Origin of the sequence: Hyphomicrobium sp. (genome assembly GCF_051860585.1) — a bacterium.
Classification (GTDB): Bacteria; Pseudomonadota; Alphaproteobacteria; order Rhizobiales; family Hyphomicrobiaceae; genus Hyphomicrobium_C.
This window is the reverse complement of the sequence record NZ_JBHYDS010000005.1, coordinates 155041-169588: the sequence shown is the minus strand read 5'-3', so window position 1 is coordinate 169588 and position 14548 is coordinate 155041. Positions and strand designations below refer to the sequence as shown.

Below are 14548 nucleotides of genomic sequence, written 5' to 3'. Positions count from 1 at the left end.
CAAGGCGGCTCCTTTTTGCGTCGCCTATACGGCCGACACCATTTATTAACGGGTTTGCACGAGATAATCGCCTTGCGGCGCCTTTCGTAAACGTGTGCTTCGCGACCGTTTCGAAAATGACGTTTTTGCGACAGCAACTTCGAAATGAAAAGCTTTTAGCCGCCTGTTTGAGCGGTACTTTTTTGCATCGGTTCATTCGAGAATGAAGGCTCCCCGCCGGTTTAATCGAAACGGCATTGCGCGATAACCCTACCTGAGAATACCTAAGTAGCGCTGGGGCTACTTAGGTAGTCGGGATCAGCGTGCTGCATGGTTCGACTGGACGTCTGTACCGCGCGTTTGCGAATTTTAGGGGATCGAAGAATGACCGCTGGCCTCATCCAGAACTCAACCCGCCGATTACAAAGTTTGACGCTACTGGCACTTGCCGGGGCAATGGCAGCGGCAAGCCCAGCCGCCGCCGCGGACTTAGGTGGTAACTGCTGCGCAGATCTCGAAGAGCGCATTGCAGAACTCGAATCGACGACGGCCCGCAAGGGCAACCGGAAGGTCAGCCTGACGATTTCGGGCTGGGTGAACGAAGCCGTCTTCGCCTGGGACGACGGCGTCGAGAACAACGTTTACGTCGGCACGAATTCGCTCGAGCAGTCCCGCTTCCGGTTCGTCGGAGACGCGAAGATCGACGGTGATTGGTCGGCCGGCTATACCCTCGAAATCGGCGTTTTCGGCGCGGATTCCAAGGCGTTCGCCCAGGACAACACCGGCAGCAAGAACAGCCTCGTGACGCGCAAGGCGTCCTGGTTCTTGAAGAGCAAGACCTTCGGCAAGCTGACGGTCGGCCAGGACGGAACTGCGACTTACCATCTGCTCGACGACGCCGATGGCGCCGCCACGCGCAACTATGCGGACGCGGAGGCTGCCGCAGTCGCCCTCGGAGCCTTCAAGACCCGTTCCGGCGGCGTGCTTGGCGCAAAGTGGACCGACTTCATGGGTGGCTTCAACAACGCCACGCCGGGCCAAAGCGGCCGCCGCAACGTCGTTCGCTACGACACCCCGACCTTCGCGGGCTTCACCGCCACGGCGGCCTGGGGCGAGGACGACATGTGGGATACCTCACTCACTTACAAAGGCGAGGTCGGCGACTTCGCGCTTGTCGGTAAGCTGGGCTACGGCGAAAGCACCGATCCTGGCGTGAACGGCGGCCAGTGCGCAGTCGGCAACGGTGATTGCCAGTGGTGGGGTGCGGCCGGCACGATCATGCACAATCCCACCGGTCTCTACGTCTACGCAGGTTACGCCGAAACCCACATCGACCTAACCGCAGCTCAGGTCGGCGCGGATGACGAGGCAACCACTTGGTTCGTCCAGGGCGGCCTCGAGAAGAAGTTCTTCCCGATCGGCAAGACGACCCTGTTCGGCGAATTCCGGCGGGACGACGTGGGCCTGTCGAAGGCGGCAACTGGGTCCGAACTGGACTTCTGGGCGGCTGGCGTCGTGCAGAACGTGGAAAATGCTGCCATGGATCTCTACGTCATTTACCGCAACGCAAGCGGCGAGGCGACCACGGGCGGCGTGAAAGCAAACCTCGACGACCTCGATATGGTCATCGCCGGTGCAAAAATTCAGTTCTAACGCCGGCGCTCAAAGCGTCGAAGGAACGACCCGAAGGAGCCGCCGCAAGGTGGCTCCTTTTTTATTGCGGCTCGTCGCCTGAGCGGCGTGATCAGGAAAATCTTGAGCGCATCACTCAGGTAATCGTGGTGAGTGCTCTCGGGAGAGCGGATCTGGCCCGCCTGTGGCCACACCGGTTCTGAAGCCGGGTCGCAACGCACATGCCCAAAGCAGACAGCGAGGCGAAAATAAGGCTTCTTCAGGCCGTTGGCATGATCAGAGCCGAGAAGTGGCGTTCGCTTCGGACATGTTACTAAGCCGCCACATTGCACCGCAACCACACATCCCCCGGGAAACGTTCATCCGCCCTTAACTACGGTCGAACATTCTTGTCATCAGCAATCTGAGGCCTCATCTTCACGAGTCAGAAGAGGGTGCACTGCGGGGACGCAATGAAGTTGGTTGGGTATATTGGCTTGGGTCTGACGCTGATGTTTGTCAGCTCGTCGACTCTCGCGTTCCAGGAGCAGGGCGGCGCACCTGCCGCTCCGGCGCCGACTGAAGCCCAGCCTGCCACGCCGGCACCGGCAGGCCAGGACCTGAACTTCTCGACGCCCAAGCCGGCCGACACCAATTCCGGCACGGAAGTCCGCATTCCCGGCCTTGGCAAGCTCGGGGTACTCCCCAAGATGGATTTCGGCCTTGAGCTCCTCTACGGCGCGAACGAAGCCAAACAGCAGCCGGAAGCCCAGCAGCCCAGCGAGGATCTGACGATCCGGGGCTCGCTTAAGCATAATTTCTAGCTCGCTCTCCCAAGAGACACCGCTGCAAGGTCAAGACGAAGGAGCGCATTTGCGCTCCTTTTTGTTTTTGCGACACTAGGCCAGTATGTTGCGTGTCACCGGCCCGGGCTAGGATGACACCCGGTTGAGACCCGCATCGGCATCGGGAAAGGCTCGCACATGCGCATCGCAGTCATTGGCTCAGGTTACGTTGGCCTGGTTTCCGGGGCGTGCTTGGCCGATTTCGGTCACGAAGTTATCTGCGTCGACAGCAATGCCGACAAGATCGCGGCCCTCAACGCAGGGCAGATCCCAATATTCGAGCCCGGCCTGGAGCAGATCGTCTCCACCAACGCGCGCGCCAATCGTCTCGTGTTTACGACCGGCCTTGCCGAGGCGGTGAGCTGGGCCGAGGCGGTCTTCATCGCGGTGGGCACGCCGTCGCGTCGCGGCGACGGCCACGCCGACCTCTCCTACGTCTACGATGTCGCCAGGAGCATCGCCGCCAGCCTCAAGGGCTTCACCGTGGTCATCACCAAATCGACCGTCCCGGTCGGCACCGGAGACGAGGTGGAGCGCATCATCCGCGAGACCAATCCGGCGGCCGACGTCGCCGTTGTCTCAAACCCGGAGTTCCTGCGCGAGGGCGCGGCGATTGAGGACTTCAAGCGCCCGGATCGCATCGTCATCGGCATCGACGACGAACGCGCCCGCGCCGTCATGACCGAAGTCTACCGTCCGCTCTATCTCAACAAGGCGCCGCTCCTGTTCACGGCGCGGCGCACGTCCGAATTGATCAAGTATGCCGCCAACGCGTTTCTCGCGATGAAGATCACCTTCATCAATGAGATCGCCGATCTGTGCGAAGCCGTCGGCAGCGACGTGCAGGAAGTCGCCCACGGCATCGGTCTCGACAATCGCATCGGGTCGAAGTTTCTCCACGCCGGGCCGGGCTACGGCGGATCGTGTTTCCCGAAGGATACGCTCGCTCTCGTGAAGACGGCCCAGGACAACGGCACTCCGCTCCGGCTGATCGAGACGACGGTTGCCATCAACGACCAGCGCAAGCGCGCGATGGCTCGGAAGGTGGCGCGCGCGATCGGCCCGGACATTCACGGCAAGACGATCGCGCTCCTCGGGCTCACCTTCAAACCCAACACGGACGACATGCGCGACAGTCCGTCGATCGCCATCGTGCAAGGCCTTCAGGACGGCGGAGCGAATGTGCGCGCCTTCGATCCGGAAGGCATGGAAGCAGCCAAGGCCTATCTGTCTGGCGTGACGCTGGGAAAGGATCCCTACGCGATCGCGGAGGGCGCCGATGCGCTCGTGCTCGTCACCGAATGGGACGCCTTCCGGGCCCTGGATTTTGCGCGCCTGAAGTCTGTGATGAATGACCCGCTTCTGGTCGATCTTCGCAATGTCTACCGGCGCGATTTGATCGCCCGCCACGGCTTCCGCTATGTCAGCATCGGCCGCCCCAAGCAGGACATTGCCGTGGCGCTGAGCTCCGCTGCGGAATGATGCACTGCGGGATCGGGGCTTACGTCCGATAACTAAAACAGTAAACGAACAAAAATTCAAAAGGGCAGGGTTTTATTAGAATTTTCCAGGTTAGGGTCTGCGAGCCATTGCTTCGGACAACCTGATGACCCCCGCCTTCTCCATTACGGCGATTGCTGACGTTTTCGCGCGCGCCCGGTCGCATCGCGATGCACCGGCCGTGCTCTGTGCGGCGGTTGTTTACGGGATTGCCGTCTACCTCGCGATCAGTCTGACACGCAACTCGACCAGCGTCGCCGCGATCTGGCCCGCGAACGCCGTGCTCCTCGCCGGCCTGCTTGGATGCGGCGCGAGGGGCTCGCGTTTCGTCCTCGTCGCCGCGTGCATTGCAGCAAACACGGTCGCGACCATTGCGAATGGCGATCCGTGGTTGGTCGTCGTCTCCTTCCCCCTGATTGGAGTGGTTGAAAGTCTGCTCGCCTTCCATGTCCTTCGGTCCGTGTTCGGAAAGCGCGTGGCCCTCACCAACGCCTTGAAGGTCGCCAAATTCGCGGCCGCTTGCTTTCTCGTGCCCATCGTTCCGTCGGCCATCGGCGCGCTCGTTGCGGTCAAGGTGTTTGCCTCCGACTTCGAAATTGCGCTTGTGACGTGGTACCTGGCGGATAGCCTTGGCCTGCTCGTCATTACGCCCGCCATCCTCCTCATCAGGCAGAATGCGTCCGCGTCCGACCCCGAGGTCACGACCGACGCTCTTGTCCGCCATTTCCTTCTTCTGTCGGGCGTCTCCCTGATCGTATTTGTGCAATCGGCCGCGCCGTTGCTCTTCCTCCTGATCCCCGTTTCGGTCCTGATCGCATTCCGCCTCGGCCAGCGGTATGCGGCGATGGCCACGCTGTGGCTCACCGTGGTGTCGCTTGTCTGCACGTATCAAGGCTGGGGCCCGGCCGCGCTGATGGATGACCCCGGCACGCGCCTTTGGGTCGTGCAGTTGTTCTGCTTCGTCAATCTCCTGACCTCGCTTGGCGTGGCTGCCGAGCTTTCGGAGCGCGAGCGGCTGCGGCGCGAGTTGGAGCGGGTCTCCGTATTGGCGTCCGACAGACGCCGCCAGCTCGATACCGCACTCGACGCCATGTCCCAGGGCGTTTGCCTGTTCGATCGCAACAGCCGCGTGGTCGTGCGCAACAGCCGGTTCTTGAGCGTCTACGGCCTCGATCCCGACGCCGTTCCCACGGGCATGACGCTGAGCGAGCTGATGGGCGTCTGCACGACGGCCGGCGCAGTGCCGGACAGCTCCGAAGCTCCCGTCGTACTGAGCGTCGACAACGATATCGAGCAGCAGCTCCAGGACGGCCGCTATATCCGCATCAGCCAGCGCGTGCTTTCGGACGGCGGCGTCATCTGCACCTACACGGATTTCACGGCCGAGAAGCAGGCGGAAGCCGAACTGCTGCACCGCACCCTCCACGACATCCTCACGGGCCTGCCGAACCGCCGTCTCCTGGTCGATCGCATCGAGCATGCGCTTGCGGGCGTGAGACGCGGCCGCAAGACCGCGGTCATGCTGCTCGACATCGACTACTTCAAATCGGTCAACGACAGTCTCGGTCACGCCGCCGGCGACGAACTCTTGAAGGCCGTAGCCGTGCGCCTCACGGACTGCGTCCGCGAAACCGACACGGTCGCGCGCCTCGGCGGCGACGAATTCGCCATCCTGCTCTCCGATGGAGACAACGCCTGTGAACCGGCGACAGCCGCGCGGCGCATCCTGGAAGCGATGAAGGCGCCGATCATGCTGGAAGGCAAACCGATCCGCGTCGGTATGAGCATCGGCGTCTCGGAGCCGCCCGCCGACGGCACCACCACCGACGATATCCTGAAGTCCGCCGACGTCGCCCTCTACAAGGCGAAGCGCAACGGCCGGGGCAAATTCGCGTTCTTCAACGCCGCCGAGGACGCAAGCGTCTGCTCGGCCCGCAGGCTCGAGAGCGAACTCAGCCGCGCCATCGAGGAAAAGGAATTCCGCATCGTCTACCAGCCGATCACCACAGGCTCGTCAGGCAATGTCGCCGCGCTGGAAGCCCTCATCCGTTGGGATCATCCCCAGCTTGGCACCGTCTCGCCGGCTGAGTTCATCCCGCTTGCCGAGCGCAACGGCCTGATTGTACAGATCGGCGACTGGGTGCTGGAGCAGGCCTGCCGCGACGCGACGCAGTTGCCCGACAACATCAAGATTTCCGTCAACCTCTCGCGCGTCCAGATTTCCGACCGTGGGTTCGTGGCCCGCGTGGCGAAGATCCTCGGCCACGCCGACATTGCGCCTGGCCGCATCGAGTTCGAAGTCACCGAGACCGCCATTCTCGACGACGAGGCGAACGCCTGCCGCGTGCTGGAAGAGCTGCGCGCGCTGGGTGTCTCCGTGGCCATCGACGACTTCGGCGTCGGCCAATCGGCCCTGAGCTGCCTCAAGAGCCTTCCCATCGGCCGCATCAAGATCGATCGCTCGTTCGTCAACGACCTCGCGACGGATTCCAAGGCCCGTTCGATTTTCGTGGCCGTGGTCTCGCTCGCCAAGTCGCTCGGCATCCAGACGACCGCTGAGGGCATCGAGACGGAGCAGCAGCGCATCATCGCGGCACTTGCCGGTTGCGATCACCTGCAGGGTTATTTCTTGGGCCGTCCCCAGGATCTCGACCGGCTCGGGCTCGAACCGAACGCGCCGGCGATCGAGAAGGACCGCCTCGATATCGCGAGCTGATCCCCCGCGCCGATCACGGCAAACTTAGAGCCCGAGATCGGACAGCCCCGGATGGTCGAGCGGGCGCGCCCCCTGTGGCCAATGAAATTTGCGCTCGCTCGCGGCAATTGGCTTGTCGTTGATGCTCGCAAAACGCCGGCGCATCAGCCCGTGCTCGTCGAACTCCCAATTCTCGTTGCCGTAGGACCGGAACCATTGGCCGCTGTCGTCGTGCCACTCGTAGGCGAAGCGCACCGCGATGCGATTGCCGCCGAACGTCCAGAGCTCCTTGATCAGGCGGTATTCGAGCTCACGCGCCCATTTCCTCGTCAGGAACGCGACGATCTCGTCTCGACCAATTGGAAACTCGGCGCGGTTCCGCCACTGGCTGTCTTCGGTATAGGCCAGCGCCACGCGGGCTGGATCGCGGCTGTTCCAGCCGTCTTCGGCCATGCGCACCTTCTGAATGGCTGTTTCGCAGGTGAACGGCGGCACTGGGGGGCGCGGCGACATGGATTTTCCTCTGGGACCGGGATCGGGACGAGCGAAAGTAACGCGACGAGCGCGATTGCGGACGGTGCACGAGGAATACCGCACGGGACGCCGCGCCGCCAAGCGAGAGATGGGCGCCGCTAAAGCGGGAGCGCGAAAAAAAGACGATCCAACGCTCGCATCCCGGCCTCACCGTTCGCCACCTTTGGGATCGGCGGCATTGCCTGATCCCGATTCTCGCCGCGCCGGCGCCCGGGCAAGAAGAGAGGTCCGCTCTGGGTTACAATCAGCTTGTTCCATGACGCGGCGTCGGGTCCATCATCAGGTATCCGATTGATCCACACGGGGCGCTTGGCCGCCGCGGAGCACGGTGTTGCCTTGATAGAGCGTGCGTTGATCGATGGCGGCGGGGCTCAACCAGTCGGCTTCTGCCATCTGGCCGCTCTGGCCGTACACCGCAAGCGCGTTCGCATAGGTGACGAGGCGGACATCCTGCTCCGATACCCCCTGCTCCGCCAACAGCTTCGCCGTCTTGGGGACGGAGAGCGGATCGGAGACGCCCCAGTCGCACGCGGAATCGACGATCAGCCGCTCGGCTCCGTATGCCTTGACGAGCGCGACCATGCGCTCCGCGGTCATCTTCGAATGCGGGTAAATCGAGAACGCCGCCCAGAAGCCGCGGTCCTTCACCTCCTGGATGGTTTCCTCGTTGACGTGGTCGATCACGACGCGGGACGGATCGACCTTATGCTCCAGGATGACGTCCATGGAGCGTGTGACACCCCGCTTTTTGTCGCGATGGGGCGTGTGAATCATGACGGGCAGGTCGAGCTCGCGCGCGAGGTCCAGCTGCAGGCGGAAATACTTGTCCTCGAGCGCGGTCTGCTCGTCGTAGCCGATCTCGCCAATGGCGACGACGCCTTCCTTGGTGGCGAACCCGGGCAGGATCTCCATCACGGCTTCGGCCAGCGCCTCGTTGTTGGCTTCCTTTGAGTTGAGCCCGATGCAGCAGTAGTGGCGCACGCCGAACTGGCCGGCCCGGAAACGCTCGAATCCCAGGATGTGGGAGAGGTAATCCGCATAGCTGCCGGCGTTGGTGCGTGGCTGCCCGATCCAGAATGCGGGCTCGATGACGGCGACGACACCTGCCTTCGCCATGGCTTCGTAATCATCGGTGGTACGCGAGATCATGTGGGCGTGAGGGTCGATGAACATTCTTGTCTCCGGCGATAGCGTACGTCTGCGCTCAAGCGATCGTGTTCCAGGTAATGCGGCCGTCCTTGATGGCGGATGCGAGATCCGGCCTCCCCGCCAATGCCGCCGCGGCAGATGGGGATTGGCTTTCAGTAAGCGCCAAGGCCGCGCCGGCGCTTTCGTTTTCGTTGCCGTCGCGCAGGATCGCCGCAAGCGTCGCGATCTCCTTCTCTTCGGCAAACGGGATGACGCAACGCCATAGCTCGAGCGAGACGGAGCGCCCGGCCGCCTTGCGCTCGTCGGCATAGTCGACAAGCATGCGGGCAAGGTCGGCGTTGCGCCGTTGATCCAGCCCTTGAACGGGCGCCAGCCGGCTGCCGATGAAGAGCGCCTTCACGACCATCTGATTCCATTGGGCTGTACTGAAATGTTCGCGCGGATAGGCGTTGCGATGCGCGACCGCCTCGAAGACGGGCTGCATGCCGGAACGCACGCCTTCGGCGGCACGCGACATAAATAAGTGAGGGGCGGGAAACAGCAGCAGGCCGCGAAGCAGCGCAATCTGTTCCCCGATCTCGGCCGTTGAAAATACCCTTTCGACGCCGGCGAAAAAGGCCGTTTCGTCGCCCCGGAAACTGGCGAGAACAAGAAAAATGCGAGCCGTCTGATCGATGCTCCAACCCGTGGTGTCGAGGCCGTCACGCGTCGCCTGGCCGGCCGCCCGCTCGGTCGCGTCGAGATCGAGGTCAGCCTTGCCGACCTTGCGCGGCACAAGCCCGAAGGCAATTGCGAGCTGTTGCGGGCGCTCGCCCGCGACGATCGCCTTCGCCTGCTGCTCGAGCCAGGCGAGCACGTCCGGCGACACCCGTCGCGTCAGCCATCCGCGCAGCAGACCGGTGGCGTTCAAGACCTGTGCAATGGTATTGGCCGAGGATATCATGGCGCGTTCGTTCTCAAGTTCCGGCGACAACGCGTTGCAGTGCGAGCGTCAGGAAGAAGAAGCCGACACATCCCACGGCGAACACGGGACTTCCGTGCGCCGCGGCGACAAACCCGTCGGCAAGCGATATGGCGGCGATCAAGAGACCGATGGCTGCCTCGCGATCGCGCGATAAACCCGACCTCATGCGCTGGATCGCCCATCCGATCACGACCAGGAACAGCACCGCCACGACGATCGATAGCGTATCCACTCGCCCATCGACCACGGCAAACACGATTGGAGCGGTCAGAAGAAGCGCGGGCCACGCAGCCGGCAAGGATTGAAAGGAGCCCTTCGCCGCGAGCGTCAGGCCGGAGATGTAAAGGAGCAGCGCGAAGGCACTGCCGATGATCGACACGCCCAGCATTGTCCCTGCCGCGAGTGCTGTCCCGACGTAGACCATCGCGCGACAAACGCCCATGATCAGCGGCGAGACGGGATTGCCTTTGTGCCAAGCGTCATAAAGCAGAATTGCGCCGGCCAGCGCCAATCCACCGACGGCGCTCGTCACACCGAACGTCGCGAGAACCGCAACACCGGCCGATAGCAGGCCGAACCCCAAGATCCAGACTGTCGTGGGCGAAATTTCTCCCGCGGGGATGGGCCGTTCCGGACGTTCGCGCGCATCGAACTCGCGGTCGAAGGCATCGTTGAGGATCATGCCGCCGGTATAGAGCGCCGACATCGCGAGCAGCACCAGCATGAGGCTGGTCGAGCCCATTCCGCCGGCCAGCGCGGACGCCGCGAAAACGTTGCTCCAGATCGTCGGCAGGTTGGAAACGCGGGCCAGCCGCAAGACCGGGGAGATCATGATTAAGCGCCGAGCTCCGTGCGCACCCACTGAAGTTCGCGGACGATATCACCGGTCAGCTCCGGCGACTTGAGCGCGCCCGGCAGGACGTTCCATGTGTAGGTTTCAACTTCCAGATGGGGCGAGACTTCGCGAGACCGGCAAAGCGCCAGCGCATCCCGAAGGTTCTGCTGAGTGGAGCCGAGCGCTTCGAACGTGTCGATGAAAACCGGGACATGGCAGTGGATTCGCCATTCGCCTCCGGCGTCCCCGCGACGCGCCGCAGCGAAGGCGTCGGACAAATCCGTGTGCCGCGTAAGTGTTCCGCCGCGCTTCTCTACCGTTTGGTGCAGATAGATGCCGTCATCGAATTTGGCGAGCAGCCGTTCGAACTCCGATGATGTACCGACGGCCCGCAACGCCGAGCTGAGCTGAAGCTTGGCAATCGAAATGCCTGCGGCCAGCACAGACTCGAGCGCCGCCGCCGTGTTTTCGAACTCTACCGCCGAATGGCAGACATCGAAGCACAGGCCGACATGGCGGCGCAACGCGGACTCCGCGCTCTGGCTGGAAACACCTGTCAGCTCGGTGAACAGCGCGCGTGCGGGTGTCGCGAAGACATGATCCTGCAAAAAGCGCACGGCGTCGTCGGTGGTTTCGAGAAAGCAGGCCGGTTCGGGTTCGAGAGCCAGAACGAGTGTTCGTCCTGACTTTTCGGAAAGCGCGTGCAAATGAGCCGCGGACCGCACGATCGCAGCAATGATCGCGGCGACGTCGGCAGGCGTGGTGACCCTGGCCTTGAACGCACCCGGAACCGTGCTGATGCTGGCTGTCGTACCCTTCGGCGCTATTTCGGCGAGAATATCGGCAACCCGGTTCGTGAACGCCAGCCGCTCCGGCATCCGCCAGTCCGGCTCATAGACCTTCTCCTTCACGCGCTCGCCATGGAAGGGGCCATAGGGAAACGCGTTGACGGTGAAAACATAGTAGCCGCCGTCGGCGAGAAAGCGCTTGAAGCGATTGAGCGCCCATGGCTCCGCAAGCTCTTCGGCGGCCATCGCCGATAAGCGCAACCCGACACCCATCGGTTTGTTGGGAGAAACGCTCCGCTTTATCGAAGGGAGATGGCGCGCCAGCGCCGCTTCGATCTCGCTCCACGTCTCGCCCGCATGAATGTTTGTGCAGTAGGTCAGATGAGGTTGCCCTGGAAGCTCTAGCCGCATCAGGTCTTGGCCTCCACGCGCAGCCAGTCGAGCGCATCGCCGATCACCTGGCCGTCCATGCTATGGACCTCGACGCCGGTTCCAATCGCGCTGAGCAGCGTGATGGTGAGTTCGCCGCCAAGATGCTCGCGAAACTCTTCGAGTCCCTTGAGAAGTATCCGTTCGCCGCTGCCTTCGCGCGTGTCGCACGCATCATGCCATAGCGTGAACCCAAGCCGCTTCAGCAGTTGATAGACGCGCACGTCCTCCCCAGCGGGCAACAGTCCCGCCAGCACGGAATAGCGCGTGTCGAGTGCGATTCCGATTGCGACCGCCTCACCGTGGCGCAGTTCGTAACCGGACAGCACCTCGAGCTTGTGAGCGGCCCAGTGACCGAAATCGAGCGGTCGCACGCTGCCGCGTTCGAATGGATCGCCACCGTGCGCGATCTGGCGCATGTGCAGGAGCGCGCAATGGCGAATGAGCTTGTCGAGGGGCTCCGAGGCGAACAGTGAAAGCGCTTCGGCCTTCTCCTCGAGCCATTCGAAGAAAGCCCGGTCCCGGATCAGCGCGACTTTGACAGCTTCGGCCATTCCCGCTCGCTTGTCGCGGCCCGGAAGAACGTCAATGAAGGCCGAATCGTTGATGACTGCGTTAGGCGGAACGAATGTGCCCAGCATGTTTTTCATGCCAAAGGCATTGATTCCGTTTTTAACGCCGACGCCGGAGTCGTTCTGAGCGAGGACAGTTGTGGGGATCCGAATGTGCCTCAGGCCGCGATGCGTCGTGGCAGCCGCGTATCCAACGAGATCCAAAATTGCGCCGCCGCCCACGCCGACGACATAGGAGTGTCGATCTAGTCCGCACGCAACAAAGCATCGCTGCAGGCGGCTTAGCAGCTCGGGATCGTTCTTGGATGCTTCACCGCCCGCCACCACTTCCACCGGGCACGCAAGCGACAGACCGGGCCATCCGTCGACATAGGCCGAGATGCGCCTCTTCAGGTCGGGCATCTCGCGAAGAACGCCTTCGTCGACAACGAATGCCACGAGATTTTTCGCCGGAGCGGGACGCGTTGCAATCAACTCGGCGAGCGCGGGATTGGTTTTTGAAAAGACATCGCGGGTAAATGAAACTGGGAATTCATAAGAAATAGAAAAGCGCTGAACAAACAATCTGTCGTCGCCGCTTGCCTCGATGTGAGGAAGAGAAATGGCGGTTTGACGTGGCACAGCGACCCCCTCGTAACTGATCAATTTTCGTCGCCCAATTTCCGAAGAAATTTGCCTCGATAAAATCGGGAAAAGTTCCTGTTTGCGCGCGGCACCGATCTTCGCGCCAAGACCCAGAGCGCCTAGTTCTGCTCTAACAGCAACGATCTGGCAACCGGACTCGCGCCCCACGCTGCGTGGTCTAGCGATAGTCTGACGGGTGATTTTTGGTTCAAACGGCCGTCCAATACCGTCGGTCGGGAAAAAATCCGGAGGCGAATGCAGATAAATAGAAACAATGCGGGAGAACAATTCCCGCTTACCAATATTTTCCTTGTATTCAAATCTTCTTGATTGACGCAATGAAGGTACTCGTTGCTCTAATGCGCTCGTTCAGTATTTTGCAAATTGCTGCAATGACGCATCGGCGCGAGCTGACAGCATATTGCACGGGGCGGGGAAAGTCCGCCATCGAACAAAAACACGAGTTATGAAACAAAATAGGAAATGGGAGAACGTCCAAATGCGAATGCGGTTCTTTATGTCCGCGTCGATAATGGCGGCTGGCTTCCTTGCGACCGGCGCCATCATGGCAGGTGCGCAAGAAGTTCCGACGACGGCCGATCAAGTGGCGCGTCCAGGGGGTAAGCTGCCAGGGGATCCGAAAATCGCCGTGGTCAAGGTCGCCGAAGGCTTCCTGGATCCCGTCGGTGTCGCCTCTGCGCGCGATGGAACTGGCCGGCTATTCGTTGTCGAGCGCCAGGGCAAGATCAAGGTCGTCACCAAGGACGGCAAAATAAACGAGAAGCCGTTCCTGGATCTCACCAAGAACAGCCCGCTCGGCAGCGAAGTGCAAACTGGCTTCGTCGAGCAGGGCCTATGGGCCGTGGTCTTCCATCCCAAATTCAAGGAGAACGGCCACTTCTACGTCAGCTACGCGTCGCTGCCGTTCAATGGCGCACACGTCATCGCGCGCTATACGGTCGACCCGGCTAGCCCGGACGTCGTTTCCGTCGAGCATGCCAACAAGACCGTCAAGGTCATCATGAACATTCCGCAGCCATACTACAATCACTACGGCGGCGGCATCCAGTTCGGCCCGGACGGCTTCCTCTACATCGGCAAGGGTGACGCCGGCTGGGAAGGCGACCCGCTCGATGCCGGTCAGCGCAAGGATGTGCTCTGGGGCAAGATGCTCCGCGTCGATGTCGATACGCCGGACGACCTCTCCTACCGGATTCCCAAGGACAATCCGTGGGCCGGTGCCTACCAGGATCGCATGATGACCCTCTTCGGCATCACCGAAGAAGGCTTCTCAAAGATCCACATGGGCGCCAGGGGCGAGATCTGGGCTTACGGCCTGCGCAATCCCTACTCGTTCCACTTCAACGCCAAGACGGGCGACCTCTTCATCGCGGACGTCGGCCAGAACCATCTCGAAGAGATCGACTGGCAGCCGGCCAAGAGCAAGGGTGGCGAGAACTACGGCTGGAAGCACAACATGGGCACCAACTGTCACCCGATGACAGGCGCCGATGACAAGTGCCCCATCGTCGGCGTTCTGCCTGCCGCGCAGTATCCGCATCAGGAGCCCTATCCGGGCGCCGAGAAGTTGAAGGATGGCTGGGGCTGCTCCGTGCAGGGTCTCGGCGTCGCCAACTACGGCGGTCTGGAAGGCGTGTACCTGACCGGCGACTGGTGCTCGGGCCGGATCTTCGGAACCGGTTGGGACGGCAGCAAGTGGCAGATCCAGGAGCTCGCACAGACGGCGTTGCAATTCACGGCGGGTAATACCGACGAGGACGGCACCGTGCTGGCTGTAAACTGCAACTGCTTCTATCTCGACGACAAGGGCGCAGCGGCCAACCCGCCGGGCGCGCTCTGGAAAATCCTCCCGGCTGATAAGGTGCCAGCTGGGGCGGAACTCGCAAAGACTAAGAAGTAACCAGGCAAGTCATTGACGCGCCACGCTTCATGACCTGTGGAGGCTCTTGCGCTCTTCGGCGCAGGAGCCTTCATGCTGGCAACCTCACACGATTTCTCAGGA

11 protein-coding genes are annotated in these 14548 nt (G+C 62.0%); 5 read left to right on the top strand and 6 right to left on the bottom strand.

All coding sequences use genetic code 11. The features are described from left to right. The first annotated feature begins 363 nt into the window (after positions 1-363). The 4 genes from ACTIFK_RS09970 to ACTIFK_RS09955 all read left to right on the top strand — a co-directional run bounded on the left by ACTIFK_RS09970 (position 364) and on the right by ACTIFK_RS09955 (position 6651). Entirely contained in the window at positions 364-1632 is a 1269-nt protein-coding gene (locus tag ACTIFK_RS09970) for a porin (RefSeq protein WP_439542918.1), read from the top strand. A 431-nt stretch (positions 1633-2063) separates the two neighbouring features. Then, positions 2064-2414, top strand: coding sequence for a hypothetical protein (locus tag ACTIFK_RS09965; RefSeq protein WP_439542917.1), 351 nt, complete (start codon positions 2064-2066; stop codon positions 2412-2414). A 159-nt stretch (positions 2415-2573) separates the two neighbouring features. Beyond that, positions 2574-3917 carry a UDP-glucose dehydrogenase family protein gene (locus ACTIFK_RS09960; protein WP_439542916.1) on the top strand — a complete coding sequence of 448 codons (1344 nt, stop codon included), beginning with the start codon at positions 2574-2576 and terminating at the stop codon, positions 3915-3917. Positions 3918-4041: 124 nt separating this feature from the next. Next, positions 4042-6651, top strand: coding sequence for an EAL domain-containing protein (locus ACTIFK_RS09955; protein ID WP_439542915.1), 2610 nt, complete (start codon positions 4042-4044; stop codon positions 6649-6651). 24 nt (positions 6652-6675) lie between these two features. On the opposite strand, the gene ACTIFK_RS09950 is transcribed toward ACTIFK_RS09955, so the two are convergent. From ACTIFK_RS09950 to ACTIFK_RS09925, 6 genes are all read right to left on the bottom strand, one after another. Continuing rightward, positions 6676-7143: a DUF1348 family protein gene (locus tag ACTIFK_RS09950; RefSeq protein ID WP_439542914.1), complete on the bottom strand. Its 468-nt coding sequence runs from the start codon at positions 7141-7143 to the stop codon at positions 6676-6678. A 300-nt stretch (positions 7144-7443) separates the two neighbouring features. After that, entirely contained in the window at positions 7444-8337 is an 894-nt protein-coding gene (locus ACTIFK_RS09945) for a TatD family hydrolase (protein ID WP_439542913.1), read from the bottom strand. A gap of 31 nt (positions 8338-8368) precedes the next feature. Then, entirely contained in the window at positions 8369-9256 is an 888-nt protein-coding gene (locus ACTIFK_RS09940) for an EboA domain-containing protein (RefSeq protein WP_439542912.1), read from the bottom strand. Between the two features lie 13 nt (positions 9257-9269). Continuing rightward, complete coding sequence (locus tag ACTIFK_RS09935; protein WP_439542911.1) at positions 9270-10109, bottom strand: UbiA family prenyltransferase; 840 nt, start codon at positions 10107-10109, stop codon at positions 9270-9272. 2 nt (positions 10110-10111) lie between these two features. Then, on the bottom strand, positions 10112-11311 hold the full coding sequence (eboE, locus tag ACTIFK_RS09930) for a metabolite traffic protein EboE (protein WP_439542910.1): 1200 nt from the start codon (positions 11309-11311) through the stop codon (positions 10112-10114). Further along, positions 11311-12864: a 3-dehydroquinate synthase gene (locus ACTIFK_RS09925; RefSeq protein WP_439542909.1), complete on the bottom strand. Its 1554-nt coding sequence runs from the start codon at positions 12862-12864 to the stop codon at positions 11311-11313. The genes eboE and ACTIFK_RS09925 overlap by 1 nt, the downstream gene beginning before the upstream one ends. Positions 12865-13042: 178 nt before the next feature. Between ACTIFK_RS09925 and ACTIFK_RS09920 the strand changes: the two genes are divergently transcribed. After that, positions 13043-14446, top strand: a complete 1404-nt coding sequence (locus ACTIFK_RS09920) for a PQQ-dependent sugar dehydrogenase (RefSeq protein ID WP_439542908.1) — start codon at positions 13043-13045, stop codon at positions 14444-14446. Positions 14447-14548 lie beyond the last annotated feature (102 nt).

Coding starts and splice junctions, on each gene's coding strand:
- ACTIFK_RS09950 (WP_439542914.1), bottom strand. CDS start 7,143: ATGTCGCCGCGCCCCCCAGTGCCGCCGTTCACCTGCGAAACAGCCATT.
- ACTIFK_RS09960 (WP_439542916.1), top strand. CDS start 2,574: ATGCGCATCGCAGTCATTGGCTCAGGTTACGTTGGCCTGGTTTCCGGG.
- ACTIFK_RS09920 (WP_439542908.1), top strand. CDS start 13,043: ATGTCCGCGTCGATAATGGCGGCTGGCTTCCTTGCGACCGGCGCCATC.
- ACTIFK_RS09940 (WP_439542912.1), bottom strand. CDS start 9,256: ATGATATCCTCGGCCAATACCATTGCACAGGTCTTGAACGCCACCGGT.
- ACTIFK_RS09955 (WP_439542915.1), top strand. CDS start 4,042: ATGACCCCCGCCTTCTCCATTACGGCGATTGCTGACGTTTTCGCGCGC.
- ACTIFK_RS09945 (WP_439542913.1), bottom strand. CDS start 8,337: ATGTTCATCGACCCTCACGCCCACATGATCTCGCGTACCACCGATGAT.
- ACTIFK_RS09965 (WP_439542917.1), top strand. CDS start 2,064: ATGAAGTTGGTTGGGTATATTGGCTTGGGTCTGACGCTGATGTTTGTC.
- eboE (WP_439542910.1), bottom strand. CDS start 11,311: ATGCGGCTAGAGCTTCCAGGGCAACCTCATCTGACCTACTGCACAAAC.
- ACTIFK_RS09970 (WP_439542918.1), top strand. CDS start 364: ATGACCGCTGGCCTCATCCAGAACTCAACCCGCCGATTACAAAGTTTG.
- ACTIFK_RS09935 (WP_439542911.1), bottom strand. CDS start 10,109: ATGATCTCCCCGGTCTTGCGGCTGGCCCGCGTTTCCAACCTGCCGACG.